Source organism: Metabacillus endolithicus (assembly GCF_023078335.1).
Classification (GTDB): domain Bacteria; phylum Bacillota; class Bacilli; order Bacillales; family Bacillaceae; genus Metabacillus; species Metabacillus endolithicus.
On record NZ_CP095550.1, the window covers coordinates 2,437,239 to 2,462,265 of the forward strand.

General features: G+C 37.3%; 24 protein-coding genes and 3 pseudogenes. 4 read left to right on the forward strand and 23 right to left on the reverse strand.

Annotated elements, in window-relative coordinates; genetic code table 11:
- Positions 1–61: 61 nt before the first annotated feature.
- The 4 genes and pseudogenes from MVE64_RS12580 to MVE64_RS12595 all read right to left on the reverse strand — a co-directional run bounded on the left by MVE64_RS12580 (position 62) and on the right by MVE64_RS12595 (position 4,138).
- Positions 62–1,072, reverse strand: a complete 1,011-nt coding sequence (locus MVE64_RS12580) for an ABC transporter permease (RefSeq protein WP_247346765.1) — start codon at positions 1,070–1,072, stop codon at positions 62–64.
- Complete coding sequence (locus tag MVE64_RS12585) at positions 1,069–1,941, reverse strand: ABC transporter permease subunit (RefSeq protein ID WP_247346766.1); 873 nt, start codon at positions 1,939–1,941, stop codon at positions 1,069–1,071. The genes MVE64_RS12580 and MVE64_RS12585 overlap by 4 nt, the downstream gene beginning before the upstream one ends.
- Before the next feature lie 125 nt (positions 1,942–2,066).
- Positions 2,067–2,816, reverse strand: a complete 750-nt coding sequence (gene nfsA / locus MVE64_RS12590; protein WP_247346768.1) for an oxygen-insensitive NADPH nitroreductase — start codon at positions 2,814–2,816, stop codon at positions 2,067–2,069.
- 114 nt (positions 2,817–2,930) lie between these two features.
- Positions 2,931–4,138: pseudogene (locus MVE64_RS12595) on the reverse strand (MFS transporter).
- Between the two features lie 304 nt (positions 4,139–4,442).
- Here MVE64_RS12595 and MVE64_RS12600 point away from each other — a divergent pair.
- Complete coding sequence (locus MVE64_RS12600; RefSeq protein ID WP_098795172.1) at positions 4,443–4,724, forward strand: spore morphogenesis/germination protein YwcE; 282 nt, start codon at positions 4,443–4,445, stop codon at positions 4,722–4,724.
- A gap of 46 nt (positions 4,725–4,770) precedes the next feature.
- Here MVE64_RS12600 and qoxD read toward each other — a convergent pair whose 3' ends face one another.
- The 10 genes and pseudogenes from qoxD to MVE64_RS12650 form a co-directional block, all read right to left on the reverse strand.
- Positions 4,771–5,055 (reverse strand): cytochrome aa3 quinol oxidase subunit IV, encoded by a 285-nt coding sequence (gene qoxD, locus MVE64_RS12605; protein WP_098795173.1) that lies wholly within the window; start codon positions 5,053–5,055, stop codon positions 4,771–4,773.
- A 3-nt stretch (positions 5,056–5,058) separates the two neighbouring features.
- On the reverse strand, positions 5,059–5,655 hold the full coding sequence (gene qoxC, locus MVE64_RS12610) for a cytochrome aa3 quinol oxidase subunit III (protein ID WP_247347041.1): 597 nt from the start codon (positions 5,653–5,655) through the stop codon (positions 5,059–5,061).
- A gap of 2 nt (positions 5,656–5,657) precedes the next feature.
- Positions 5,658–7,601 carry a cytochrome aa3 quinol oxidase subunit I gene (qoxB, locus tag MVE64_RS12615; RefSeq protein ID WP_247346779.1) on the reverse strand — a complete coding sequence of 648 codons (1,944 nt, stop codon included), beginning with the start codon at positions 7,599–7,601 and terminating at the stop codon, positions 5,658–5,660.
- Positions 7,602–7,659: 58 nt separating this feature from the next.
- Positions 7,660–8,586 (reverse strand): cytochrome aa3 quinol oxidase subunit II, encoded by a 927-nt coding sequence (gene qoxA / locus MVE64_RS12620; RefSeq protein WP_247346781.1) that lies wholly within the window; start codon positions 8,584–8,586, stop codon positions 7,660–7,662.
- Between the two features lie 479 nt (positions 8,587–9,065).
- Positions 9,066–9,524 (reverse strand): SRPBCC family protein, encoded by a 459-nt coding sequence (locus MVE64_RS12625; protein ID WP_247346783.1) that lies wholly within the window; start codon positions 9,522–9,524, stop codon positions 9,066–9,068.
- Between the two features lie 36 nt (positions 9,525–9,560).
- Positions 9,561–9,947 carry a VOC family protein gene (locus MVE64_RS12630; protein WP_247346785.1) on the reverse strand — a complete coding sequence of 129 codons (387 nt, stop codon included), beginning with the start codon at positions 9,945–9,947 and terminating at the stop codon, positions 9,561–9,563.
- A 5-nt stretch (positions 9,948–9,952) separates the two neighbouring features.
- Positions 9,953–12,129: pseudogene (locus MVE64_RS12635) on the reverse strand (DNA topoisomerase III).
- 44 nt (positions 12,130–12,173) lie between these two features.
- Positions 12,174–12,770, reverse strand: a complete 597-nt coding sequence (locus MVE64_RS12640; protein ID WP_247346787.1) for an undecaprenyl-diphosphatase — start codon at positions 12,768–12,770, stop codon at positions 12,174–12,176.
- A gap of 171 nt (positions 12,771–12,941) precedes the next feature.
- The gene (locus tag MVE64_RS12645) at positions 12,942–14,138 is read right to left on the reverse strand and encodes a serine hydrolase domain-containing protein (RefSeq protein ID WP_247346788.1); all 1,197 of its coding nucleotides are present in this window, start codon (positions 14,136–14,138) and stop codon (positions 12,942–12,944) included.
- 52 nt (positions 14,139–14,190) lie between these two features.
- Positions 14,191–14,760, reverse strand: coding sequence for a TetR/AcrR family transcriptional regulator (locus tag MVE64_RS12650; protein WP_247346790.1), 570 nt, complete (start codon positions 14,758–14,760; stop codon positions 14,191–14,193).
- A 224-nt stretch (positions 14,761–14,984) separates the two neighbouring features.
- On the opposite strand from MVE64_RS12650, the gene MVE64_RS12655 reads away from it, so the two are divergent.
- Positions 14,985–15,248 carry a GlsB/YeaQ/YmgE family stress response membrane protein gene (locus tag MVE64_RS12655; RefSeq protein WP_247346792.1) on the forward strand — a complete coding sequence of 88 codons (264 nt, stop codon included), beginning with the start codon at positions 14,985–14,987 and terminating at the stop codon, positions 15,246–15,248.
- A gap of 61 nt (positions 15,249–15,309) precedes the next feature.
- Here the strand turns inward: MVE64_RS12655 and MVE64_RS12660 are convergent, their stop codons facing one another.
- From MVE64_RS12660 to MVE64_RS12685, 6 genes are all read right to left on the reverse strand, one after another.
- Positions 15,310–16,140: an STAS domain-containing protein gene (locus tag MVE64_RS12660; RefSeq protein ID WP_247346794.1), complete on the reverse strand. Its 831-nt coding sequence runs from the start codon at positions 16,138–16,140 to the stop codon at positions 15,310–15,312.
- A 33-nt stretch (positions 16,141–16,173) separates the two neighbouring features.
- Positions 16,174–16,806, reverse strand: coding sequence for a response regulator transcription factor (locus MVE64_RS12665; protein WP_247346796.1), 633 nt, complete (start codon positions 16,804–16,806; stop codon positions 16,174–16,176).
- Positions 16,799–17,842 carry a sensor histidine kinase gene (locus MVE64_RS12670; RefSeq protein ID WP_247346798.1) on the reverse strand — a complete coding sequence of 348 codons (1,044 nt, stop codon included), beginning with the start codon at positions 17,840–17,842 and terminating at the stop codon, positions 16,799–16,801. Before MVE64_RS12670 ends, MVE64_RS12665 begins: the two co-directional genes overlap by 8 nt.
- Positions 17,839–18,588: a cell wall-active antibiotics response protein LiaF gene (gene liaF, locus MVE64_RS12675; RefSeq protein ID WP_247346802.1), complete on the reverse strand. Its 750-nt coding sequence runs from the start codon at positions 18,586–18,588 to the stop codon at positions 17,839–17,841. Before liaF ends, MVE64_RS12670 begins: the two co-directional genes overlap by 4 nt.
- A gap of 108 nt (positions 18,589–18,696) precedes the next feature.
- Positions 18,697–19,344, reverse strand: coding sequence for a PspA/IM30 family protein (locus MVE64_RS12680; RefSeq protein WP_247346809.1), 648 nt, complete (start codon positions 19,342–19,344; stop codon positions 18,697–18,699).
- Positions 19,345–19,437: 93 nt separating this feature from the next.
- Entirely contained in the window at positions 19,438–19,788 is a 351-nt protein-coding gene (locus tag MVE64_RS12685) for a lmo0954 family membrane protein (RefSeq protein ID WP_247346811.1), read from the reverse strand.
- Between the two features lie 284 nt (positions 19,789–20,072).
- Between MVE64_RS12685 and MVE64_RS12690 the strand changes: the two genes are divergently transcribed.
- On the forward strand, positions 20,073–21,611 hold the full coding sequence (locus MVE64_RS12690) for an FAD-dependent oxidoreductase (RefSeq protein WP_247346813.1): 1,539 nt from the start codon (positions 20,073–20,075) through the stop codon (positions 21,609–21,611).
- A gap of 403 nt (positions 21,612–22,014) precedes the next feature.
- On the opposite strand, the pseudogene desB reads toward MVE64_RS12690, so the two are convergent.
- Positions 22,015–23,141, reverse strand: a pseudogene (gene desB / locus MVE64_RS12695) (Delta(10) desaturase DesB).
- Positions 23,142–23,336: 195 nt separating this feature from the next.
- Between desB and MVE64_RS12700 the strand changes: the two are divergent.
- The gene (locus tag MVE64_RS12700) at positions 23,337–23,486 is read left to right on the forward strand and encodes a hypothetical protein (RefSeq protein ID WP_176550950.1); all 150 of its coding nucleotides are present in this window, start codon (positions 23,337–23,339) and stop codon (positions 23,484–23,486) included.
- Between the two features lie 52 nt (positions 23,487–23,538).
- Here the strand turns inward: MVE64_RS12700 and MVE64_RS12705 are convergent, their stop codons facing one another.
- Complete coding sequence (locus tag MVE64_RS12705; protein WP_247346814.1) at positions 23,539–23,898, reverse strand: hypothetical protein; 360 nt, start codon at positions 23,896–23,898, stop codon at positions 23,539–23,541.
- Between the two features lie 98 nt (positions 23,899–23,996).
- Positions 23,997–24,968: a uroporphyrinogen-III C-methyltransferase gene (gene cobA, locus MVE64_RS12710; RefSeq protein ID WP_247346816.1), complete on the reverse strand. Its 972-nt coding sequence runs from the start codon at positions 24,966–24,968 to the stop codon at positions 23,997–23,999.
- Between the last annotated feature and the right edge of the window lie 59 nt (positions 24,969–25,027).

Genomic DNA, 25,027 nt, shown 5'->3' on the forward strand with positions numbered 1-25,027 from the left:
TCCTGTTAAGAAAAGCGGGTTTTTAAGAAGTTTCCTAATAAGTCTCCCTCCAATCAGGCCATTACATTGATTTATCCAAAAGTTCAAATTGTTCTTTTTTAGTAGGTTGTTGTTTTTGTATTGAAGATGTTCTTGTTCTCTTCTTTTTAAAATAAACTGGACGACCAGTAGTCACTCTAGAAAATCCCTCGACCATAAATGTGACAGCTAAGATTGTTAAAGCAAAGCAGATAATCGGTGTTAGCGGAATCCATGGTGCCCATTGAATAAACTGTTTCGATCCTCCGATTAAACCAGACCATTCATTTGTAAATGACCGGGGAGGGTCACTTGCTAGCCGGTCGTTAGAAATAATTGTCCCACCAAAGTAAAGATTAAAGATTCCTAAATGAGCCATGACGATTAATGTTTGAACTAATTGCTGACCGAACAGGATAAAAAATCGATCCTTCAGGCTTGGGATAATATGCTTCATCAAAATATGCAGCTTTGATCCTCCCAATGTTTTGGAGCTTATCACGTATTCTGATTTAAATAACTCCCTTGTCTCATTTCCTATTAAAACAGCTAAGATCGGGACAGTTAGAATAGTGAGGACTACTACTTCAATTGTCATTCTTTCCATAAATGAATAAACAAAGCCCTCAGGCTGCTGTCTAAGAACAGGAGTTAATAAATAAAGAGCAATAATCGTTAGTGGAATAAAGTGAAAAGCATCTACTACACTATTTATATATTTTTGTCCTCTTGAAAAATAGGCTCCAAGCATCAACCCTAGTGGAATCGATAAAGCCAATCGTAACAAGGCAATAAGAAGAGCAGCTAAAACCGTAAACTTTGCCCCAATTAACACCTTACTTAGCATGTCATAACCAAGCTTATCCGTTCCCAGCCATGATTCCTTACGTGGTGCAATAGGAGCAGAGTCAACTAATTCCTTATTTTCATCATAAATATGATAAATTTGATAAACCTCGTTATCAACAACTGCTGTATAAATAAAGCTAGTAAGTAACAATCCTGCGATAAAAATAAAACCAATTAAAAAGAGAGGATCTTTAAAAAGCTTCATGTCAAAGCTTCCCCTCCCTTTACCGTTTTTTCAATGATGATTTTCACCAGATGATAAAAAACAAAAATTGGGACAAATAAAAAGAGAAGAATAAATGTAAACACTTCTGGTATCATATACGTTGTTAAATAATAGGTAATTCCAAACACATTAAATAGGAGTTCAACAACGACTAATGTTGAAAGCATAAACCATATTGTTTGCTTCAAATGGAAGAAAAGAGAAACAATCGTATTTCGCAAGATGTGCTTCCACAAAATAATTGTATGGTGAATTCCCTTTGCCCTAGTTAAAAGAACATAATCCTTTAATAATTCTTCTTCATAAAGATGGATGGTCATTCGATATAACTGAATCGTTGGCAGAATCGCCAAACAAATAATGGGAAGCAAATATGCTTGACTGTCTCCAACTGTGACGACCTTCATCAGTAAAATATCTGTTTTTTTATAAAACATAATAATTAATAGCTGAAGCAGCAAAATTACTAATATATCTGGCAATGATTCAAAAAAGAGAATAGCTAGCTTTATTTTTTCCCGAAGCCATTTTGGAAACTGCATCGTTAAAAATGTTAGTAGAATAGCAATGATATAAGCCAATAAGAGCGCACATATAATAAGGGTTAACGAATAAAAGGCTCCCTCAAATATGTATTTGTAAACCTGATACTCAACCCCTTTAATCTCAAAGGTTATCTCGTTAAAATGAATGAGGCTGTTGATAATACTAGCAAGTGTGTCTATAAACAGCCCAATATGACTTTCCCCTGTACCCTGCGCTATAAACAAGGAAGGTAGTGCTCCAAAAATAATAATCCCCACACATGCAGCAATAAACTGCAAACTAATTGCCCCTAGCTTCTTCACCCTTCCACCCCTTTTAGCTACTTTTCCCACAATTATACTATAAATGGTAATTATTAGACGTTATATAAGGAAAATATGTTACATAGAAAAAAAGACCTGTTTTTTTGTGCACAGGTCTTTTTCTCTTATCTTTTATTAAGTCCCTTACCTTCTACAAACTCTTTCATATACATTCTTGAAGGTCTTGCTAATAAGCCAGCCATTTGACCTGTCCATGTATCTTTTCTTTTGCCATTTGTTCTCTGCTCGTAATATTGTGAGATGTCTTCATCATATTTTTCAAGCTGATCCATGTAGTTTACTTTGTTTTGCTCATACTCATCTTCATGGTAAATATGTTGAAATGGTAACCTCTGCTTTTGATCTGGCATTTGAGCTGGGTAACCTACGGCAACACCGAAAAGAGGTAAGACTAGAGGTGGGGTTTTTAAAAGCTTACAAACTTCATCTAAGTTATTTCTAAGTCCACCTATATAAACAGCACCAAGTCCCATTGATTCCGCTGCAAGCACAGCATTTTGCGCAGCAAGAGTTGCGTCAATAACCGCCACCATGAATTTCTCTGTACTTTCTAATACTTGACTTGTATCTTGTTCATGTTTTTCGGATAGTAATTGATGTCTGTATAAATCTGCACAAAACACAAAGAAATGTCCGTTTTCTGCAACATAATCTTGCCCGCCTGCTAGTTCAGCTAACTTTTTCTTTTTGTCAGGATCCTTAACCCCAATAATTGAATAGGCCTGTACATAACTTGACGTTGAAGCTGCTTGAGCACTTTCGACAATTGTTTTAATTTGTTCATCTGATAATAGCTTATCTTCAAATTTACGAATGGATCGGTGGTTTTGGATTGTTTTAATCACTTCGTTCATGTTTTTCCCTCCTATAACCTTCTTACCTGAAAGGATACCTTGTTTTGTTTCTTTATGCATTTAGGATGCTCAGTAAAAAAAAGATTAGCCCCGAAAGACTAATCTCTACACCTTCTATACTAATTCCTTTTGCTTTGTTTCCTCACCTAGTACAAGTACAGCGAGTGCACCAACAACTATTGCAACTGCAAAGATCAGGAAAATCGAGTTAATCGAATATTCCGCAGCAACTAAATAGCCGACTGTTAATGGTCCTAAAATACCACCAATTCTTCCAAATGAAGCAGCTAAGCCAGCACCTGTTCCACGAACCTCTGTTGGGTAATGCTCTGGTGTATAAGCATAAAGCCCACCCCATGCACCCAGGTTAAAGAAAGAAAGAAAAATACCTGAAGTTAGCAGCAATGGAAGTGTATCTGCATTTCCGAAGAAATAGGCACTAAGAGCCGTTCCAATTAAGAATGTAACAAGAACAAACTTTCTTCCTGCCTTCTCAATCAGATACGCCGCTAAGAAATAACCTGGCAGTTGAGCAAGTGTCATAATTAGTACATATTGAAAGCTTTTAATTAAACTGAAACCTTTCATGACCATTACACTTGGTAACCATAGGAACATTCCATAATATGAAAAAACAACACAAAACCATAGAATCCATAGCATGGTTGTTTGCTTTGTATATGGTCTTGCCCATACTTTTGCAATCTTTGTAAAAGATGATTCCTTTGCTTTGAGACTGTAATAGCTTGAAACCTTGGAGAATCCGGAAGTTTCAACCTTAAATATAAGGCATAAAATGCTGGCAATGCACTTAATAATAGCGCAGCCTGCCAACCGTAAGAAGGAATAACAAAATATGAAATAAGTGCAGCGATTAACCAACCACCTGCCCAGAAGCTTTCCAACAGAACAACAACCCTGCCTCGCTCATTTGCCGGGACACTTTCTGATACTAAAGTTGAAGCAACAGGAAGTTCTCCTCCTAAACCAGCTCCAATAAAAAATCTTAAAATAAGGAATAATGTTAGTGACGTCACAAATGCAGATATTCCACTTCCGATTGAAAATAAAAGAAGTGTAATAATAAACACTTGCTTACGCCCAACTTTGTCTGCCATTAACCCAAAAACTAATGCCCCTACAGCCATACCGATTGAATTCACACTACCAATCCAACCCATTTGCTCTGATGTTAAATCCCAATCCTTTTGTAAAGCTGCAATAATGAATGAAAGAATTCCAACATCCATTGCATCAAACATCCAGCCTAAGCCTGCAATACCTAGTAATTTTCTCCTTGAGATATTCTGTGTTGTATCCATGTAAACCACCTTTCATTTTTAACCATAAGTGGTATCAGTATAAATGTACCAACTTTTTCCTCAGCTCTCCACTAACACTTATACTCTAAATAAAAACAGCTCGTCAATCTATATTGCTTAACATACCAAAATTAATTTATTCTCATACATTTTTATCTTTGTCAAACAGTTAAAGATATGTTATATTAAATGTAACAAAAAATTCACAAATTGGTTTTAGTTTTGACACAAAATAGCCTAGTTTTAGACAAAATTAAAAAGGTACCGACATATGAAAGCGATACCACTAAAGGAGCGTATGAACATGGATGTATTTTTCGCTTATTTATTAATTGGAACAGCTACACCTATCTTTTTATGGCTTGAAAATAGAAAAATTGCTCTTTTACAAATCCCACTGATTGTTTTAATGTGGACTACGTTAATTCTATATATGTATGCTGATTTTGGAGCAGGACATCTAATATTTGGATCGATTTTTGTGATTAATATTATCGCTGCTCACTTAACAGTTCTTTATGTTCTTTATACTTCTAAACTGCCTGAGTTTTTACAAAGCAGAACAGACGAAGGCTATACACATTAATACGCAAAAAAGGTATGACTCAAATATGAGTCATACCTTTTTCGTTTTAATGCATATCCCAAACCATTGCTAACAAAGTACCAAAGATTGTTACTAATGCAATAATTACTCCATAGTATACATTTGTATAGATCGCTGCTTTGTCCTCAGTTTCACCTGCGTGCATAAATACCACTAACTGAAGTCCAGCCTGTATAAATGCTGTTACTAACAGGACTGTCATCCCTACTGTAAATGACATATCGAAGAAGTAAACACCCAGTGCTACTAAAGTAAGGACTAGTGAAAAGACAAAACCCATCACTTGTTTCATCGGGAATAATTCACTCATTGTTTACATCATTCCTTTCAAATAGATGAAGCTGAAGATAAAGATCCAAACAACATCTAGGAAGTGCCAGTATAAACTGAAAATAAATGACTTGTTAGCTGTTTCTGGAGTTAATCCACGCTTTTTCACTTGCATGATGATAAATAATCCCCAGAATAAACCTACCGTTACGTGGGCTCCGTGAGTACCTAAAGTCGTTAATAAAATCGACGTAAAGGCACTTTCCCCAATGCCTGCTCCTTCATGTGCATAGTGGATAAATTCATAGATCTCGATACCTAAGAATCCTAATCCAAGAAGAAGTGTAATAGCAAAGAAATTTATCATTGCTTTTTGTCTACCAAGACGCATCGCATGAATACCTAAACCAATTGTGAAACTACTTGTTAAAAGTAAGAATGTTTCAAGGATAACAGGTGTAATAACGAAGATTTCGGCTCCGTCAGGACCTGTTCCTGTGCGATTATATAATGTGAAATAGGTAGCGAAAAGTGTTGCGAAAAGCATGATTTCCGCACCTAGAAAAATCCAAAATCCAAAGATCTTTAAACGATTTTCTTCTGTACTATATTCAAGTGGTAGCGAGTTATCAATTTTCATCATTAAGCACCTCGCAATTCTGATTCAGTTTCTTCAATTTCTTTAACAGGAATATAACGACCATGATCTTTTTCGAAAGAACGTAGTGTCATAAAGATAAAGATTCCGATTGTAGTAATAATTGCTGGAATCCATAGGCTAAAGATTAGTGAGAAGCCCCATACAAAGAACACACAACTCATTAGGAATGGCATTCCACTGTTATTCGGCATATGAATTTTTTCAATTTCACCTTTAAATAGCTTGTGATCATGTTTTTTCGCATCCCAGAATGGTTCGCTAGATTTTACTTCTGGAACAATTGCGAAGTTGTATTCTGGAACTGGAGTGTGTGTAGGCCACTCTAGTGTGCGTGCATCCCATGGATCTGCACTAATATCTCTTGATGCATAACGAATGCTGTAGTAAATGTTATAAACGATTAACACAAAACCAATTGCCATAATCCCCGCACCCACAAATGAAACCATATTAAGTGGTCCAAATCCAGTAGATTCTGAATACGTGAAGCTACGACGTACTTGACCATCTAAACCTGTAATATACATTGGGATAAATGCTAGAACAAATCCGATTGAAAGCAACCATGCTGTCCATTTCCCAAGTCTTTCGTTCAACATAAAACCAAACATTTTTGGCCAATAGTAAGTTAATCCAGCAAGCATAGCAAATACTACACCTGGAATAATAACATTGTGGAAGTGAGCAACTAAGAACATTGTATTATGATACTGATAGTCAGCTGCAGACATCGCAAGCATAACCCCAGTTACTCCACCTAATGTGAATAGTGGAATGAAAAGCATTGAATAAAGCATTGGTGTTGTCATACGAATTTTACCTTTTCTGAGCGTAAGCAGCCAGTTAAAGATTTTAACACCAGTTGGCACAGCAATGATCATCGTTGTAATAGAGAAAATGCTGTTTGTAAAGGCACCTTGACCCATTGTGAAGAAGTGATGCGCCCATACTAAGAAAGATAAAAGTGAAATTAATACCATAGACCAAACCATTGATTTATAGCCATATAGGTTACGTCCTGAGAATGTTGAGATAATCTCACTGTAAAGACCAAATGCCGGTAAAATCAAGATATAAACTTCAGGATGTCCCCAAACCCAGAACAGGTTGGCCCAAAGCATATCCATACCACCGTTATCAAGAGTAAAGAAATGTGTGCCAAATAGACGATCCATTGTTCCCATTGCAAGTGCTACAGTTAACACAGGGAATGCGAAAACAATGATTAAGTTTGCAATAAGAGCTGACCATGTGAACATTGGCATTTTCATTAATGTCATACCAGGTGCTCTCATTTTCATAATCGTCGTGATAAAGTTAATACCCGTCATCAGGGTCCCTATCCCGGCAATCTGTATCGCGATCATATAATAGTTGGTACCTACAGATTTACTAAATTCTTCACTTGCCAGTGGGAAATATGAAGTCCACCCTGCGTCAGGTGATCCACCAACAACGAATGAAATATTAAATAACATAGCTCCCATAAAGAATAACCAGAAGCTTAAAGCATTAAGACGTGGGAATGCAACATCACGTGCTCCAATTTGCAGTGGAACAACCAAGTTCATGAAGAACATGATAAATGGCATCGCCATGAATAGGATCATAACAACCCCGTGTGTTGTGAAGATCTCATTATAATGCTGTGAATCGAGTAACGTATTATCAGGAACCGCTAGCTGTGCACGAAGCATAATTCCGTCCACACCACCACGGAATAACATAACTAACGCGGAAATTAAATACATAATACCGATTCGTTTATGGTCAACTGTTGTTATCCATTCACGCCATAAATAACCCCATTTTTTAAAGTACGTTAATCCAGCAATGATAGCGATCGTAGTTAAACCAATGGCTACCATCGAAGCATAGATTGCAAAGCTTGGATGAGGTACGGCAAAACGATCAAAGAAATCCATACGTTTGTGACTCCTTTCGGAAGTAAATTTATTTTAAAGATCCGATATCTTTTAAAAATTAATGATTACTGTGTTCTGAATGGTCCTCTTCGTGTGAGTCAGTTTCAGTTGTTTCTGCTTCATGTCCTTCATGTTCAGACTCTGAACCTTCTTCACTGTGATGACCGTGATTTGGTGGAGCAAACTCTAAATGAGTTCCCGTATAAGTTAATTGACCAAGATGACCTGGCTCTAATAACTCTTCAAATTCTGTTTCAGTAAGTGGTTCAGCTGTTTCTTTTACTTCGTCCACCCACTCATCAAATTCAGTTTGAGACATAGCCGTTACGTTAAACGTATTATCAGCAAATCCTTCACCACTAAAGTTTGAGTTTCTTCCTAAAAATTCACCAGCATGATCTGCTGCAAGATGAAGTGTTGTAATGTGATCATTCATCGCATACTTTTGTCCACCAAGCTGTGGAATCCAGAAACTTGTAATTGGTCCATGTGAATATAATTTAAATTCTAGTGGACGATCTGTTGGTACATATAAATAGTTCACTGTTTCAATATTTTCTTCTGGATAACTAAAATGCCATTTCCAGTTAGAAGATGAAGCATAAACAACTAAAGGCTCTTTATCTTCATATCCTTCAGGCTGTGCTTCAACAATATAGTTACTTTGCACTGACACAAAAGAAAGATAAGCAACAATAATAATTGGTACACCTACACAAATCGCTTCAACCCATACATTTCCATGAATGTGTGGCGGCTCATAATCATCAGGCATGTTAGAAGCACGATATTTCACTAACATATAAGCTAATAGTCCAAGAACAACAAGAACAATAAACAACATAATTCCCATAGATAATAAGATGTCACTTGCTAGTCTTTCTGCCTGTGGTCCTTTAGGATCTAAAACCAGTAACGGCTCACATCCTGATAACAATGCGGCAATGGAAACCATAACTGTGAACAAAGTCCATTTTAATTTCATATAAGTACTCCTTTCTTTCCTTCACATAAGCTTCTTCTTTCTATACCTACATCATCAGAGTTAGATACCCCGACAACACTTTGTGAAAACATGCACAAGATCAGTGTGAAAGATCACACAAGATCGTTACTCACATCATATCAGACGTTCGCAAATAAGTTTATTGGTAAAATCATGTGTCATATATCGTTCAACTATTAGTCACTTTTTCGTAATATATTGATCATAAATTGTTCACTTTTATGGAAAAATTTCTACTTACATGGGAGGGTGTGCTTGTAGTGGTGGAGGATGGGAAATCATTTGTTTTTAATATCAGGGTTATCGATTCTGTCTCTGGTAGATCCAGTAGATGACACATCAATTTTTGCCCCGCCCAACAGGACTCTTCCTAACATAGAAAAAGGCCGCAAACAGCGGCCCTTCTTTTTGGCAATCCTATTACAAATTCCGACAAACTTCGGGAAGTGACAGGCACCTCATCCAACTCTCTCCTCAGCAACCTTTTTAATATATCGATTCCTCGTTACCAAGAATTCCCTCATATACTGTTCTAAAAACAGTCGGTCCGCGATCTTTCCCATGAATCCAAATGGAGAGGTGTAGTCGAATGTGTCGAGCATGAGTGTGCCGTTTGGTTTTTCGATGAATTCGTGGACGTGGTAGAAGCGTTTGAAGGCTCCTTTTTCCATTTCGTCAACAAATCGGTTTGGGAAATCAAATTCCGTAATCCGGACAGTTAGGTTTTGTTTGATTCCAAAGTGGACAGCTTCCCATGTGACCGTTTCATTTAATTCGATTAGTCCACTTGTTACACCACCAATCGCACGTTCATTTGTTTGACTTGTGGATTGGGTATGAATATCAATATCTCGCGCAACATCAAAGCAAATGTCACGAGGGGCATAAATAAACATATCTGTCTTAATGATTGGCACGTTATATCTTCCTTATCTTAAAATCTTAATAACGTTTCACCTGTAACAGGTCAAAACGGTTTCCATAGAGATCTTCAAAGATAACCTCAGTTCCCCAGGGCATTTCTTGAAAATTTCACCTAAAAAGCGAACTCCTTTTTCTTTCATTATATGATATTCACGCAAACAGTCATTTGTTTCAATAACCATAAATACATGTTCAGCAGCTTGTGAACCTACGCGTGTTTTTTTCTCATCATTATCGGCTTCTACAAATACAATTGCCGTTCCGCATTCAGGGGAAGGAGCAACTGTTACCCAGCGCATGCCTTCCCCAAATGAGTTGTCAGTAAGCAAAACAAACCCGAGCTTATTTACATAATAATCAATTGCTTCATCATAATCTGAAACAAGGATTGTGATATGTCCAATTTTACGGCTCATTCTGGCTACTCCTTTAAATTAAGCTTTGCTAATGCATCTGCTAATGCATTATTTGTAAAGTTATCATCTTGCTTTTTCATATAGCTTGCCACTTCGCGTTTTGATACCTTGCTGTTTTGGTTCTTTTTCCGTCTTTCTTGGAATGTGGACATTTTTTCGCGATGGCCGCATTTGCAAGTGAACATTTGACCTTCTCCCTGTCCGCGTAGCTCAAGCTTTTTGTGACAGTTTGGACAGCGTGCGTTCGTTACTTTTGATATGCCTTTTCTGTGGCCACATTCGCGGTCCTGACAAACAAGCATTTTGCCTTTTTTGCCGTTTACTTCTAACATGAGCTTACCGCAGTCCGGACATTTACTGCCCGTTAAGTTATCATGCTTAAAGGTTTGTTTGCTGTTTTTAATTTCAGCTACAACCTGTTTTGCGTATTTTTTCATCTCATCTAAGAAGGCCTGTTTTGGTAAGCTTCCTTTTGAAATTTTAATCAGCTTTTGTTCCCATTCAGCTGTTAACACAGGTGATTTTAGATCTTCAGGAACAAGGTTCAGCAATTGCTTTCCTTTTGACGTTATGAAAAGATCTTTGCCTTTTTTCTCTATTAAAAAGCTGCTATATAGCTTTTCAATAATATCCGCTCTCGTTGCAACTGTACCGAGTCCACCTGTTTCACCGATTGTTTGAATAAGATCCTTACTTTCTCCTGCCATATATTTCGTAGGGTTTTCCATAGCCGAAAGAAGTGTTGCTTCATTAAATCGAGCAGGTGGTTTTGTTTCGCCAGTAGTTTTTGATACTGACTGAACCTTTAGTGTAGCCCCTTCAGATAGAGCCGGTAATGTTTGATCATCTTCACTGTCTTCATCTACAAAATCTGTATAAACTTCCTTCCATCCTGGAGACACAACACGTTTACCTTTTGCAGTAAAAAGCTCCTCACCTATTTTGGCTGATACAACTGTTTGTTCATATTCATAAGCAGGAAGCAATACGGCTAAAAATCGTTGAATAACTAAATCATAGATTTTGCGTTCTTTATCGGATAAAGCACTTAGTGGTACTGATTCTTCTGTTGGGATAATCGCATGGTGATCTGATACCTTTTGATCATCAACAAACGATTTATTCGCTTTGATTGGTTTGCTTAAAATTTTTGCGATGACGGAAGCATATGGCTTCATTCTGCAAGCTTCTAGTCGATCCTTTAAAGTTGGAACGATATCACTAGTTAAATAGCGAGAATCAGTTCGTGGATATGTTAAAACTTTATGCTGCTCATAAAGCTTTTGCATAATTGAAAGAGTCTCTTTTGCTGAGTAACCAAAGCGTTTATTTGCATCACGTTGAAGCTCAGTTAAGTCGTAAAGAGCTGGTGAGTATGATTTTTTTGGTGTTGTTTTGACGTTTACTACCTTCGCATCTTTTCCTTTTAACCCAGCGAGCTTTCCATCAATTGCAGCTTCGTTAAATGTTTTTGTATCTTTTGTTTTTTCGTCCTGCCAAGCAAATCTTAAGCTATTTTCTGCAACAGCTTTGATTCCGAAGTATTTTTTAGGCTTGAAGCTGCGAATTTCTTCTTCACGCCCGGCAATCATGGCTAATGTTGGTGTTTGAACACGGCCTGAGGATAGCTGGGCATTGTATTTCGTTGTTAAAGCACGTGTTGCGTTTAAACCAACAATCCAGTCTGCCTCTGCTCTAGCAACAGCGGATGCATATAGGTTTTCATATTCTTTGCCGTTCTTTAGCTTACGGAAACCCTCTTTGATTGCTTTGTCAGTTACAGATGAAATCCATAGCCTTTTAATAGGCTTATTAACGCGGCTTTTTCTAAAATCCAGCGGGCAACAAGCTCACCCTCACGTCCAGCATCAGTTGCAATGATGATGTCACGAACATCTTTACGTAATAATTGGGTTTTTACAGACTGAAATTGCTTGCCTGTTTTTTTAATCACAACGAGCTTTAATGGAGCCGGAAGCATTGGTAAATCTTCCAAGCGCCATGATTTATATTGATCACCATAGCTTTCTGGATCAGCTAATGTAACAAGATGACCCAATGCCCAAGTGACGATATATTGATCTCCCTCAAGAAAACCATTACCTTTTTTATGACAATTTAACACTCTAGCTAAATCTCTTCCAACAGAAGGCTTTTCAGCTAGAACGACTGTTTTACTCATAGAAACATCCTTTCACAACTTACATTCTGCTTCTATTATAGATGTTATTGTTTCGTAAATCTAATTTGTTTGCTGAGACGGAGGGACAGGCACCTTGTCCCCGACTGGGACGAGAAACCTGACCCCTTGTCCCTAACTATTGAGTAAATAATGTAGGCAATTGAGAAGCTAATGATAATTGATGTTAGTACATCAAATGGGTAATGAACACCTACCCAGATACGTGATATGCCTACGAGTGTAGCGACTAGGAGCGATAAAATCCATACACCTCTTTTGAATAACCAAAAAGAAAAGCAGTATGAAAAGAATAATATAGTATGGTCGCTTGGAAAAGAGTTGTCTACTTCTTTTTCTATTAATAGATTTACACCTGTTAATTCTACAAAAGGCTGATAGTTTGAATAAAACAACCCCAAAACCTTTCCAACGATGATTGAAAAAATAAAAGTTATTGTTGCACTGATGATCATGATTCTATTTTCCCTATTACGTGTAAACCAACTAAACAGAACACTGAGCACTAAAAAAACCACCAAATATTCAGCAATAAAGCTGAACACTGAATTTAAATAGGTATGTTCTTTACCTAAATCATTTACCATTCTAAAGAGTGTTATATTTATTTCAGTAAGGTTCAATGATTGTCACCCTCCATATCTTTTTAATAAATCTTATAAAAAGATAAAGTGCGCTACCATCGATTTCCCTAACGTTTTCAATGGTTAAAGTGACATTTTTGTCATGGCTTTATGTCATTTACCAATTTGTTATTCACAACATTGAGAAATGGGCACTACTCTCTCCCCCACCTATTTCTCAAGTTTTTGAAGACATTGATAAAAAACTCTCCTAATTTCATTTTCCCTTGGGTTACGGTCCATATAGCCCCCAATTTTATTCATAACATAGGCATAACCAACTCCCATGTCTGGGTCTGCAAAGCAAAATGACCCTCCCGCTCCCGGGTGTCCAAAGGCATGATGACTGCTGCCGAACTCACTTCCCTTAATAGGCTTCCAGAAACCAAGAGAATAGCCAAGATGCTTTCTATTTACATGGTCATACCAACCATTTGTAGGCGATGAAGCTGGTTTTAATAATTCATTTATTATAGCATCTGATAAATTTAAATTTTTTCCTCCAGTTGCAAACTCCCCATATATCTTTGCCATACTCCTTGCCAATCCGACACCATTGCCTGATGGAAACTCAATTGAAAGCATTTCTCTTTTATTAAAGTTTGAGTGTTTGACCATTTGATTTGGATCAATCATACTCCTTGTTGTCAAAGATTTAGGATTTAAAAAACCAAGAAGTAATGGAGTCGGAATTTCATGTAAATGATAAAGCAAATGAAGCGGACTCTCTAATCCGTACACCAACGCTAGCCTATTCAGTGATATCTCTTCAGGAAGACCAATATAAAACTCAGCTTGCAATGGTTGCGCAATTTCATCCTGAAAAAATTGACCTAGTTTTCTTCCCTTAGGATCAGCCCTTCTGATTATTTCTCCAATAAACCATCCAATCGTCCAGGTATGGTACCCATGCATACTCCCTGGCTCCCACTCTGGTTTTAATCCAGCTAGCTGTGAAGCAATATATGAAGTGTCGAGTTCACCAATATGATTAATCTTTAATTGGTCAAGAGAACACAACCCAGCTTGATGCGCTAATAGTTGCCTGACTGTGATTTCCTTTTTGCTGTCTTGCCCAAATTCATCCCAATAATCTGCTACCTTTGCGTCATAATCGATTAATCCCTTTGAAACAGCCACTGCAGCCGCTAAGGATGCAAACCCTTTAGTACTTGAAAACACAGGTACAAGAGTATCAACTTTCCATTCTCTTTTTGTTTTAAAATCTGCAAATCCTCCCCATAAATCCACAACCTTTTTCCCTTTATGGTAAATCGCACAAGCTACCCCAATCTCTTTATTAAGATTGCGTTCAAAAACCTCACGAACCGGTTCAAACCCTCTCTCAACAAACCCTTTTACATTCATTAACTGCACCCCCATTAGAAATCAACTGTTTTCTTTTTAGTGAAAAAAAAGCTTAGAGAAAGCTTTTGAAAATATAGGTAAAGTAGAGTGTTAGACCTTTTTTAATTTCATCTTCCTCCGAATGATTTCGTAAGATGTCAATTATTCCTGAAAGAAGTCCAACTGAAAGCGTCCGGACTAGAATGACTGAACCACCAGCTTCTTTTCCGTTATCCATATTGAAATCAGGAAGATGAGTTTCTAGATTATCTGATATCATCGCAAGTAAATCTTCATATGTATTTTGATACTCAGTTCCATCCGAAGCATCAACAAGTAATAATATATCATCTCTGTAGCTACTCACTAAAGTAACAAATAACTGAAGCTGAAGAATGGGATCTGTCGGTAATTTATTTTCTGCATTAGAAATAAATGACCATAAATCCCCTTTTACCCGTGAAACTAATTCCTCATATATTGCTTCTTTGCTTTCAAAATACTTATACAAATTACCAATTGTAGTACCAGCTGTCGCCGCAATTCTCCGCATTGATGAGAGCTTAAATCCACGCTCAAGAAATTCCTGCTTTGCAGCCAATAACAAAGCCCTTCTAACTTCAGGCTTCTTTACCTGTGCCATATATACACCTCATTAGAAAACACATGATTTCTTTTATGTTAGTTTATCAACTGATTACTGTCAAGAGTGATAGCTCCATTTTTAATGATGGGACGGAGGGACAGGCACCCTGGCTCGGCCAGGGTGCCTGTCCCTCCTGGAAAAAATTAATGTGTTTATAAAATTGGACAAGGGGGAATATAACTTCCAAGACGGGGGATACCACATTAAAGGAGGAGAGAATAATGGGTTTTATTTGGGCTTTAATTGTAGGCGGAATTATCGGCTGGTTAGCAGGCTTAATTGCAGGACGTGATATGCCAGGAGGTGTTATCGGCAACATTATCGCAGGATTTATTGGAGCTTGGTTAGGATCTCTTCTATTTGGTCAGTGGGGTCCAGAAATGGGTGGATTCTATATTGTTCCAGCTTTAATTGGTTCGATTATCCTTGTGTTTGTTGTAAGCTTTGTAATGAGAAAAATGCGAAGCGGACGAACAGCTTCATAATAATAAATAGCAGTGAGTTTAAAAGCCCCTCTTTTAAAAGAAAGAGGCTTTTAAACAAATCTTATATTTGTCCTAATGCATTTGCTAATGAGGCGGTTGTGTTAATTTCTTCAAAATCAAGGCCGAGTTGTATGGCTGTTTGGGCAATTTCAGGGCGAATACCTGATAATGTTGATCTAACACCTAAAAGCTTTAATGCCTTGATTAAGTGGAAAATTTCATGAGCAACCATTGTATCAATGATGGCAACACCCGACAGATCAATACATAAATGTTCAACTTCTAAATTTGCACATTGTGTTAATGTGTTTTCTAAAATTAATTTTGCTCTGGCTGTATCAATATCACCAATAAGTGGAAGAAGTGCTGTTTTATTTTGCAGAAGAATAACTGGTGAACTAAGCTCATTGATCATTTCCTTTTGTGCAGCAATTTGTTTCATTGTATTCTTATGGGCTGCATCAATGTATATATAAACGGAAAGATTGATGATTTTTTTAACAACATCTAACCATGAAAATAATTGATCAACAGAAACTGTATCAATATTCTCTTTATAAAAGCTTTTGATATATTTAAGATAAACATCTTGAGTTCTTAAAAATTCCCTTACAACATAATGAACTGGTGTTTCTAAATGCTTTTGATCTTGTGCTAATTCCTCTGACCATGCTCTAAACTCACTTACAAATTTCCCTTCCTCTTCTATGAAAAGCCTATGTAAATGGATAAAATAGTCTTGATTTTGCTCTTTTAATGATTGAATAATAGCTGGATCTTCCGTTGAGTAGACTGAGTTTGGGTCATTATCGTCAACCATATTATACCAGTCTTCTGACATTTGCCATGAGTTCTTAACTAGGTAGTGATATAATTCTTCATTTCTATGCATCTTCTTATGTCTCTCCCTAATCTGTTGTCTGATTTATTTTACAAGTGAATGTTTAAAGGCATAAATAACAGCCTGTGTTCGATCTTGAACATCCAGCTTACTTAAGATGTTGCTAACATGGGTTTTGGCTGTTTTTAAGGCAATAAACAATTCATCTGCAATTTCTTGATTGGTTTTTCCTTGTGCCATTAGCAATAAAATTTCCATTTCCCTTGAAGTGAGTTGATCATGGAGGTGTGTTGTTTCTCGTTGTCTCATCTTCATCATCATTTTACCTGTGACCTCAGGCTCTAAAATCGATTGGCCGTGAAACGTGGCGCGGACAGCATTGGCAATCTCACTTGCTTTTGACGTTTTTAGCAAATAGCTTGTTGCCCCCGCTTCAAGTGCCGGATATACCTTCTCATCATCTAGGAAGCTTGTCACAATGATAATTTTCGCCTCAGGCCAGGCATCGACGATTTGCCTTGTTGCCTCAATTCCGTCCATTTCCTTCATAACCAGATCCATTAAAATGACATCCGGGCGAAGGTCAAGACATAGCTCTACACCTTTTTTTCCGTTATCCGCTTCACCGATTACCTCAATGTCAGGCTGGGCAGATAAATAGGATGAAACACCGATCCGTACCATTTCATGATCATCAACAAATACTACTTTAATCATTGTTTTCACTCTCTCCTGCTAGGACAGGAACCTTAACCTCTAACCGTGTCCCTTTATTTTTCAGGCTGACAATTTTCATTGAACCACCTATTTCAACAGCACGCTCATGCATGTTTTGTAAACCGTATGAACCTGTTTTACCTTCTTCAAGCTCAAACCCAATGCCATCATCTGTCACACGCATGATCACAAAGGAATCGCGTTCAATTAGCAACACGTCCAAACTTGTTGCCTTTGCATGGCGAAGTGTATTGGAAACAGACTCTTGAAGAATACGAAATAAATGGTCCTCTACACCTTTGTCTAATGGGATCGGTTCTACTTTCCATTTTATATTCATTGTCACCTTTTGCATTAGTTCTACCAAAAGCTCTTGAATTCCTTCTTGAAGGGATTTACCTTTTAATGCCGCTGGTCGTAAATGTAATAGCAACGCTCTCATTTCAAGCTGTGATTGGTGAATCGTTGCCTCAATTAGCCTTAACTGTTTCGACTCACCATCATCCCATTCTTCTCTACTCTCGGTAATAGCTGACATCATCATTGATGCTGCAAAAAGCTGTTGACTGACAGAATCATGAAGCTCACGAGCCAATCGATTTCTTTCCTGTGAAACTAATTCTTGTATTCTCTTTTCTTGGTCTTCTGCTTTTTCAGTTGCTAGCTTTTGCGAAAGCTTTGTTTGTTCCTGAATTTGCTTCTGAATCTTTTCGACCTTCTTTTGAATATCTTGCACTTCTGGCAAACAAGGTTGTTCAGTAGAGATCGTCCGTCCCTTATCAAGCTCCTGAATCGTTTGTTCAATTGTACTGAGCTGTTTTTTCCAATAAAGACCGGAAAACAAACCAAAGAGTACACCTGCTACTATACTTATGCTTGGCACAATATAAATAAAAGGTAAATCCATAATTTTTTGATTCCATAGTTCACTCCAATTATGAAGTGGAAATGCTATAAAAAACATGAGGGAAAGAAGAATGAATAGAATGAGCGAAAAAAATGCTCCTAACAAAACTTGCCGCTGAATGATATTCATATTCTTTTCACCTCAAGCTTTCCTGAAATAGCTGAAGTGATCAATTTCACCCTTTGTTCACCTTGTCTGTACTGCGGTGTTTCATAAACAAGAGTTTCATTCACAACCTTTTGCTTAAAATCTTGAAAAACACTCACATCACCAATCATAACAGAATGGTTAATATGAACCTCCACTTCATATGGAACAAGAATTTGAACATTTCCTACTAAACTGCGTATCGAAATAATCGCTTCCTCATTTGGTAAGACCGTATCACTTAAATCAATGACCGTGTTCCCAACACCCACCTGAATATTGATATCATTCCATTCATATGCAGTATCCGGTGATTTTTGATTCGTAAAGAACTTATTTTCAAAGATTTTTTTCTGATGGGTCACTGGTTTGTTTGCCGGTTCATTTTTTTCTGATTCGCCCGAAGGCTCCTTCACACTTGGTTTTATTCGTTTAGGCTCCTTCTGTGTTTGGAAAAATTGAACAACAGCATAAATGAGCAGCACACAAATAAAATAACGAAATGTCATCATATTCAGCACGGTAATAACAAGCCAAATCCAACCAATCCAATAGAGGCTCTTGCCTATAAACCGCGGTCGCCATCGACGCCCTAAAAAAATGCATCCAATTGATAACAAAAATGTAACGATTAAACCACCATTAAAAAATAATATTTCTAAAAGAAGGAGGAGAATTCCTATTAGAATAATCCAATTTACATAATCAGAATTCATATTTCTTAACACGCGGTTTCCTCCTCCCTATTAATATAGTAACAAACTTTTATGTCAGCCGCGTTTCATATGAAAGAAGGCGCAAGTTTGACCTACGCCTTTTAAGAATACCATGAAGATTTACGAGATTGTATTTGTTTGTTCAGTTTTTAATTGTTTTTCTAATTGTGCAATACGAGCATCAATTGTATTGCGGTGATAATCTTTTGTTACCTGCTGCTCAAGGCGATCTAGATAGCTTTCCATTTCTTCAAATCTTGCGAATGCTTTTGTTGAAAAACTGCCAGAATCAGATACTTTGCTTATACGGTGGTGAGCACGGGCAACATTTTCTCTTCCCATTAACTCCATACGTTTAATCTGCATATCTTTTAATTTATGTTTCATTTCCTCATACTTTTGCTCAAGCTCTTCTAGCTGCTGTGCTGTTTGCTTGCGAGATGCATCTAAACGCTCTCTTCTTTCTTCATAATGAGCATATTCTTTTAAAGCAAATTCATAAAGCTCAGCTTCTCCAGCCTTTGATGCAATTTCAGCTTGATGCTTACGTTTTTCTGCAAGATGTGTTGCTTCATTGTACTCGCGGTTAAACTCTTCTTTTAACAAATACTGACGTTCAACTAACTTACGAACCTTTTCTGTTTCCTGCTCACATTGTCTTAAGTAGTGGTTTAAAATTGAGATTGGATTTTTTTGTTCCTTTTGATCTAATGCCTCGTGTAAATCTGCTGAAATTGTATCCGCTAATCTTGTAAAAATATTTGCCATTATAAATCTCTCCTTTAATGTTTTACATTTTTTTATTAAACCTTGTGAGGAGTTTTTACTCTAGCCTCCTAAGTCAGGTGGGAAAAACGCTTATTAATAGTTACCTTTTAAATCGTTCCACTCTTTTTCAAAATTTGTAAATGGATCAGAATCTTCTTTTATAGTCTTCTTAGACGATTTGTTCCAGTTTTTATAAACAACGTAAATGACATATGCAGCAACAAATCCTAAAATTGCTGGAAGGTTTGATGCTGAAGCAAATAGGGCAATCACACCAACAATGGCTAGCACGACTTTGTTAAATTTAGATTCAGTCTTGATAAAGCCTTTGTACGAGTAGTACAGAATCAGTAGACTTAATCCTAAAGCTATCATTGGTGCTAAATTTGATAGCAGTATTGCTACAGCTACCCCACCTAAAAGTATTAATCCAAACTTTTTCATCTTTTGTTTCCTCCTTTTTTAGTAGAAAAGTTCAATGACTTTTCTCTATACCAACCAACACAAGTTGTTTGGCTTCGTTATGTTGTGTTTAACTTGTGTTCGTTTCTATGTCTTTATCTTACCTACATTCCAGAGTTCTCAAAACGAGCCTCAGCTTTATTTTCATCTACGGCTAGAGGCTTAGTGTCGATAAGACTGTCAGATTTTTCATAAGTGAATACATGTTTTCACCATGATTGGAAAAAATTAATAAGAATGATGTTTAGCCTATAGGAGGTATTTGAATGACAGAAGAATTTCCACAAGGAAAGATGCCTTATGAACCTGAGCCATTTTGGAGAGAATCAGCTCAACTAAAATCGTTTCCCCCTTTGAAAATTGATACAGAAGTTGATGTAGCAATTGTTGGAGGCGGAATTACCGGGATTACAACTGCTTATTTATTATCAAAGCAAGGATTGAAAGTAGCTATTTTAGAAGCGAGTGAAATTCTAAATGGAACAACCGGTCATACTACGGCAAAGGTAACAGCTCAGCACGGCCTCATCTATGATGAACTGATTCAGCATATGGGTGAAGAAAATGCTAAGCTGTATTACCAAGCCAATATCGATGCCCTTGAATTTGTTCGACAAACAACGAATGAACTTGGAATTGATTGTGATTTAACTGAAGAAGATGCCTATATCTATGCGATAAGTGACCATTATGAAAAGAAAATAAACAAAGAGCTTGAAGCGTACCAAAGACTTGGGATACATAGTGATTATGTTAATAGCATTCCTTTTCCAATTGATATAAAAGGCTCCATTGTTATGAAATCTCAGGGGCAATATCATCCTTTGAAATTTTTAAAGGTCTTAGTTGATGAAATTGTGAAATCAGGTGGAGAAATTTACGAACAAACAACTGCCATTAATATTGATGAAACAACCCCTAAGCCAACCATCATTACAAGAGAAAACCGCCGTGTTGCCTGTAAATATGCTATTGCCTGCTCACACTTTCCATTTTTCGATGGAAAAGGGTTTTACTTTTCACGCCTGCATGCAGAGCGTTCTTACATCCTTGGAGTTCGTGCGAAAATGGATTTCCCTGGTGGCATGTACTACAGCGCCGATTCTCCAACAAGATCATTGCGCTACACACCGATGAATGGAGAAAAACTTATATTAGTTAGTGGGGATGGTCATAAAACTGGGCAAGGCATGTCCACCTACAAGCACTATAAAGCGCTTGAGGAATTTGGGGAAGAAGTACTCGGAATTGAAGAGATTAAATATCGCTGGTCCGCCCAAGATTTATATACTTTAGATAAAGTTCCTTATGTTGGTTCAATTACATCCAGCAAACCCAATATTTTAGTGGCAACTGGCTATCGAAAATGGGGAATGACAAACGGAATTGCCGCATCAAAAATTCTTACGGACCTTGTTTTAGAAAAAGAAAATCCGTATCAAGATTTATATAGTCCATCTCGTTTTTATGCTGATCCTAGTATTAAAAAGTTTCTTAAGCAAAACCTTGATGTTGCAGGTCATTTAATCGAAGGAAAAATCGATATTGCCGACAAAAGCATTCAAGATATCGGAAACGATGAAGGCTCTGTTGTTGTTGTGAATGGCAAACGAGCTGGCTGCTATAAAGATAACGAAGGAAATGTGAATCTTGTTGATACAACCTGTACGCACATGGGCTGTGAAGTAGAATGGAACAGCGGTGACCGTACTTGGGACTGCCCTTGTCATGGTTCGAGATTTTCGGTTACTGGTGATGTTGTTGAGGGACCAGCGAAGAAGCCGCTGAAGAAGGTTGATATGTAGAGGGTTTTAAAAAATAACGTTGAAAAGGGCTGCTGTGGGGGCAGCCCTTTTTTTATGTGTTTGTCATTTTGGTTAATCAGCCAGAGGTTTTCCTGCAACAATTAATTGATAAACTTGCAAAAAATCAGGTGATGGTTGCAAGTTTGTTGGCTTGAGTTGCAAAGATATTTAAGATCTTGCAAAATTGGCTAACTTTAAGTGATGTTTGAATTTGACTGCTTTGGATATAGACATAACGATGAAAGACAGTTCTCCAGGTGGAACCGGTCGCTTTTGTCGTTCATTCACCTTATGAACGACATTACCCCGGACGAACCACCAGCTTTTGTCGTTCATTCACCTTATGAACGACATTCCTCTATTTAACGCAGCAACTTTTGTCCTTCATTACATCCAGAATCAGTCAAACCCGCTTATCCCCCTTCATCACTCTACCCAGTTCTACTTTCTTTTTCTTCATAATTCTTACAACAGAATCCTTTGCACTTAGCTTGCGATAGGTGATGTTTGAGATGTCTAGTCCATGTCCCAGTGTTGCATAAACATGACCTTGTTTTGGATCGATTAGTTGATTTCCTTCAAAGTAAACTCGTGGCGTTTTCCACAGAGCTACTAAAGCTTTTCCAATGGGCATTTCGTGATAACGGTCAGGCCACATGGTTTTGATATGCTCCTTCACTAATGGATAATATTTAGAGCTCATGCCTGGAAAAAGATGATGCTCTGTATGGTAAGAAAAGTTAAAATGTAGCACATCGACCCATTTAGGGACAGTTACTGTTAAGCTATTTGCTAATGGATCGTTTACTTCTGTTATTGGATTTAAACGGTGATTTGTTGAGATATAGCCCATTACAATGGCATTTGCAATTAGTAACGGCAACAAAAAAGCAAAAAACCACTTAACTGGTCCCATAATAAAAAGTAATGAAAACCAGAAAACCCATGGCAAAATAAGCTGCATCCATACAGAGCGCTTTTGCTTTGGTTTAAATTCCTTTATGTAGGCAACAAACATTTTTGCAGAATGAAGGGAAAACATAACCGTTAAAGATGCAAAACTGGCAAAAGCCCGTACACCATGCGGCAGACGGTATATCCAACGTAAAAGTTTTGTTTTTGATAAACGCTCTAGTGTTGGCCAAGAATCAGGATCATGTTCTTCATGTTGAGTATGAACATGGTGTGTTAGATTATGCCACTTTCTCCACAGTTTTGGTCCAGTACTTAGCGGCCAAAAGGCAATCGCTCCCAGTAAGTCACGAAGCCAAGGCTTTCTTACTACAGTTCCATGGAGAATTTCATGTCCAAGAAAACCCATTGCTGCAAAGCTTGTTCCAAGCACAATGGCAATTCCCAAATAGAGAAACGGATGTAATTGAAATAAGCCAATTGTGAGAAAGCCGCTATAACAATTAATAAATATGCTAGACCTCCCCAAAGGCGTCCTGGCACAGGCTTAAAGGCCTTTTTCGGTAATTTTGGTGCAATACGTGCTGCATACCATGCAAAAGAATGTAGCTTATCCATTTTCCTACTCCTTCCTAAATCAGTCATATCTACTAATAGTTTGTACAATTTTTTGATGATTTAGGAGTGAAATTTGGAAATTTTCTCTATATGAATGTGTATATTTTTAACAATTAAAAAATACCCTTCATTCAACATGTTAATTTTCATAATGGTTAAGATAAACATAACAATATGATGAAGGAGATGATTTGAATGGATCAAAGAAATAATGAAAGAAACAATGAAAATTCATACAAGGGAAAAGTATACAAAAGAAAATCAGAAGCTTTTTCAGAGTATAATATTAACCTTCCTGAACAACCCCTTCCTCAACCTAAGGATTATGAAGAAATTGAATATTAAAAACTAACAAGGCTGAATGCATAACGTTCTCCTTTATGCATTCAGCCTTGTTTTAGATTAGAGATAACTCCATATTTAATTTTGCTGGAAGTTCATGAGATAAGACTGCGTCTAATGCTTCATCATTTTCACAAATAATTTCTAATGAGTGTTCATTTTCTTGAGGAAGCATGCTTTCATGAAATTTTCCATTTATCCATGTTTCAACAGCATCTGCCGAAGTAAACACAATTGATGTAAGGTCGGCATCTTCAACAGATCGTTTTATGATTGAATCGTATCTTCGATCAATATAGGATTGATAAACACATAGATAGTCATATTCTTTATAAGTAGAATCTAAATTCAGCTTTCTCTTAGCAGTTATTTCAGGGCCAACAATAAGGAGATTTTCTTGATCAGCCATCTCCAAGCTAGGGTACAATCCCAATAATTCTAACTCTTTTAAAGCTGTTTCATTTTGACAACAAAGCTCTGCTGAAATCTGGCGGATATCAACTCTATGCCTTTTCAACTGATTGAAAAAGGCAGTAACCGCTTGGGAAGATAAAATAGTATCGCCTTATATGAGGATAGTTTCTCCAATAATTCAATCTCTACTTCGGTCTCCGTTACCGTCCATTTAGGACATTCAATCACATCTGCACCCTGATTTCTTAAGTGCTGTGCATTGCTTTTTTCTTCGGCACTTCCTCGAACATATAAAATTTGTTGACCAAATAAAGGCTGATTTTCAAACCATTTAACTTTGTCTCTTGTTTCTACAATATCGCCAACTAATGTAATGGCTGGGTTTTGAATTTTTTCTTCTCTAACTTTTTCAACAATTGTAGAAAGAGTGCCTACTACACTTTGCTGTCTGCTCCATGTTCCCCACCTAATAATGATAACTGGTGTATCAGGTGATTTGCCGTGAAGCACAAGGTTTTCACAAATATGCTCCAGGTTTGAAATGCCCATATAAAAGGCAATTGTTTGAACACCTCTTGCTAAACCTTCCCAGTCAATATTTGGTTTACCTTCATTTGATTTATCATGGGCAGTAACGACAGCGAATGAACCTGCATAATCTCGATGTGTTACCGGAATACCAGCATATAGAGGAGCGGCAATACCAGATGTAATGCCGGGGACGATTTCATATGGCACATTTTGCTCTGCCAAAACCTCGGCCTCCTCACCTACTCTGCCAAAAACACTTGGGTCTCCACCTTTTAATCTAACAACAGTAAGGCCAGCTAAAGCTTTCTCTACTAAAGTTGCATTAATTTCATGCTGTCTCATAAAATGACGAGTTGGCAGTTTCCCACAATAGAGTAGTTCACAGGTAGGTGGTGCATATTCAAGTAGCCTTGGGTTTACAAGTCGATCATAAAGAATAACATCTGCCTTCTTGATTGCTTTCATTCCTTTTACAGTAATTAATTCCTGATCTCCAGGACCCGCTCCGACTAGATACACCTTTCCAATGCTCATTCCCATCGTTACTCCCCCTACCTTTTTTATGATGTTAAAGTAAGGGTTCTATCACATTAACCTTA

What these genes read in the sequence shown, in the direction of transcription:
- MVE64_RS12685 (WP_247346811.1), bottom strand. Translation starts at nt 19,788, where the DNA reads ATGAAAAAGTTTGGATTAATACTTTTAGGTGGGGTAGCTGTAGCAATA.
- qoxD (WP_098795173.1), bottom strand. Translation starts at nt 5,055, where the DNA reads ATGAGTGAATTATTCCCGATGAAACAAGTGATGGGTTTTGTCTTTTCA.
- qoxB (WP_247346779.1), bottom strand. Translation starts at nt 7,601, where the DNA reads ATGGATTTCTTTGATCGTTTTGCCGTACCTCATCCAAGCTTTGCAATC.
- MVE64_RS12690 (WP_247346813.1), top strand. Translation starts at nt 20,073, where the DNA reads ATGACAGAAGAATTTCCACAAGGAAAGATGCCTTATGAACCTGAGCCA.
- MVE64_RS12630 (WP_247346785.1), bottom strand. Translation starts at nt 9,947, where the DNA reads ATGAGCCGTAAAATTGGACATATCACAATCCTTGTTTCAGATTATGAT.
- MVE64_RS12670 (WP_247346798.1), bottom strand. Translation starts at nt 17,842, where the DNA reads ATGAATATCATTCAGCGGCAAGTTTTGTTAGGAGCATTTTTTTCGCTC.
- qoxA (WP_247346781.1), bottom strand. Translation starts at nt 8,586, where the DNA reads ATGAAATTAAAATGGACTTTGTTCACAGTTATGGTTTCCATTGCCGCA.
- MVE64_RS12680 (WP_247346809.1), bottom strand. Translation starts at nt 19,344, where the DNA reads ATGGCAAATATTTTTACAAGATTAGCGGATACAATTTCAGCAGATTTA.
- nfsA (WP_247346768.1), bottom strand. Translation starts at nt 2,816, where the DNA reads ATGAACGAAGTGATTAAAACAATCCAAAACCACCGATCCATTCGTAAA.
- qoxC (WP_247347041.1), bottom strand. Translation starts at nt 5,655, where the DNA reads ATGAAAATTGATAACTCGCTACCACTTGAATATAGTACAGAAGAAAAT.
- cobA (WP_247346816.1), bottom strand. Translation starts at nt 24,968, where the DNA reads ATGGGAATGAGCATTGGAAAGGTGTATCTAGTCGGAGCGGGTCCTGGA.
- MVE64_RS12650 (WP_247346790.1), bottom strand. Translation starts at nt 14,760, where the DNA reads ATGGCACAGGTAAAGAAGCCTGAAGTTAGAAGGGCTTTGTTATTGGCT.
- MVE64_RS12645 (WP_247346788.1), bottom strand. Translation starts at nt 14,138, where the DNA reads ATGAATGTAAAAGGGTTTGTTGAGAGAGGGTTTGAACCGGTTCGTGAG.
- MVE64_RS12655 (WP_247346792.1), top strand. Translation starts at nt 14,985, where the DNA reads ATGGGTTTTATTTGGGCTTTAATTGTAGGCGGAATTATCGGCTGGTTA.
- MVE64_RS12600 (WP_098795172.1), top strand. Translation starts at nt 4,443, where the DNA reads ATGGATGTATTTTTCGCTTATTTATTAATTGGAACAGCTACACCTATC.
- MVE64_RS12580 (WP_247346765.1), bottom strand. Translation starts at nt 1,072, where the DNA reads ATGAAGCTTTTTAAAGATCCTCTCTTTTTAATTGGTTTTATTTTTATC.
- MVE64_RS12700 (WP_176550950.1), top strand. Translation starts at nt 23,337, where the DNA reads ATGGATCAAAGAAATAATGAAAGAAACAATGAAAATTCATACAAGGGA.
- MVE64_RS12660 (WP_247346794.1), bottom strand. Translation starts at nt 16,140, where the DNA reads ATGCATAGAAATGAAGAATTATATCACTACCTAGTTAAGAACTCATGG.
- MVE64_RS12665 (WP_247346796.1), bottom strand. Translation starts at nt 16,806, where the DNA reads ATGATTAAAGTAGTATTTGTTGATGATCATGAAATGGTACGGATCGGT.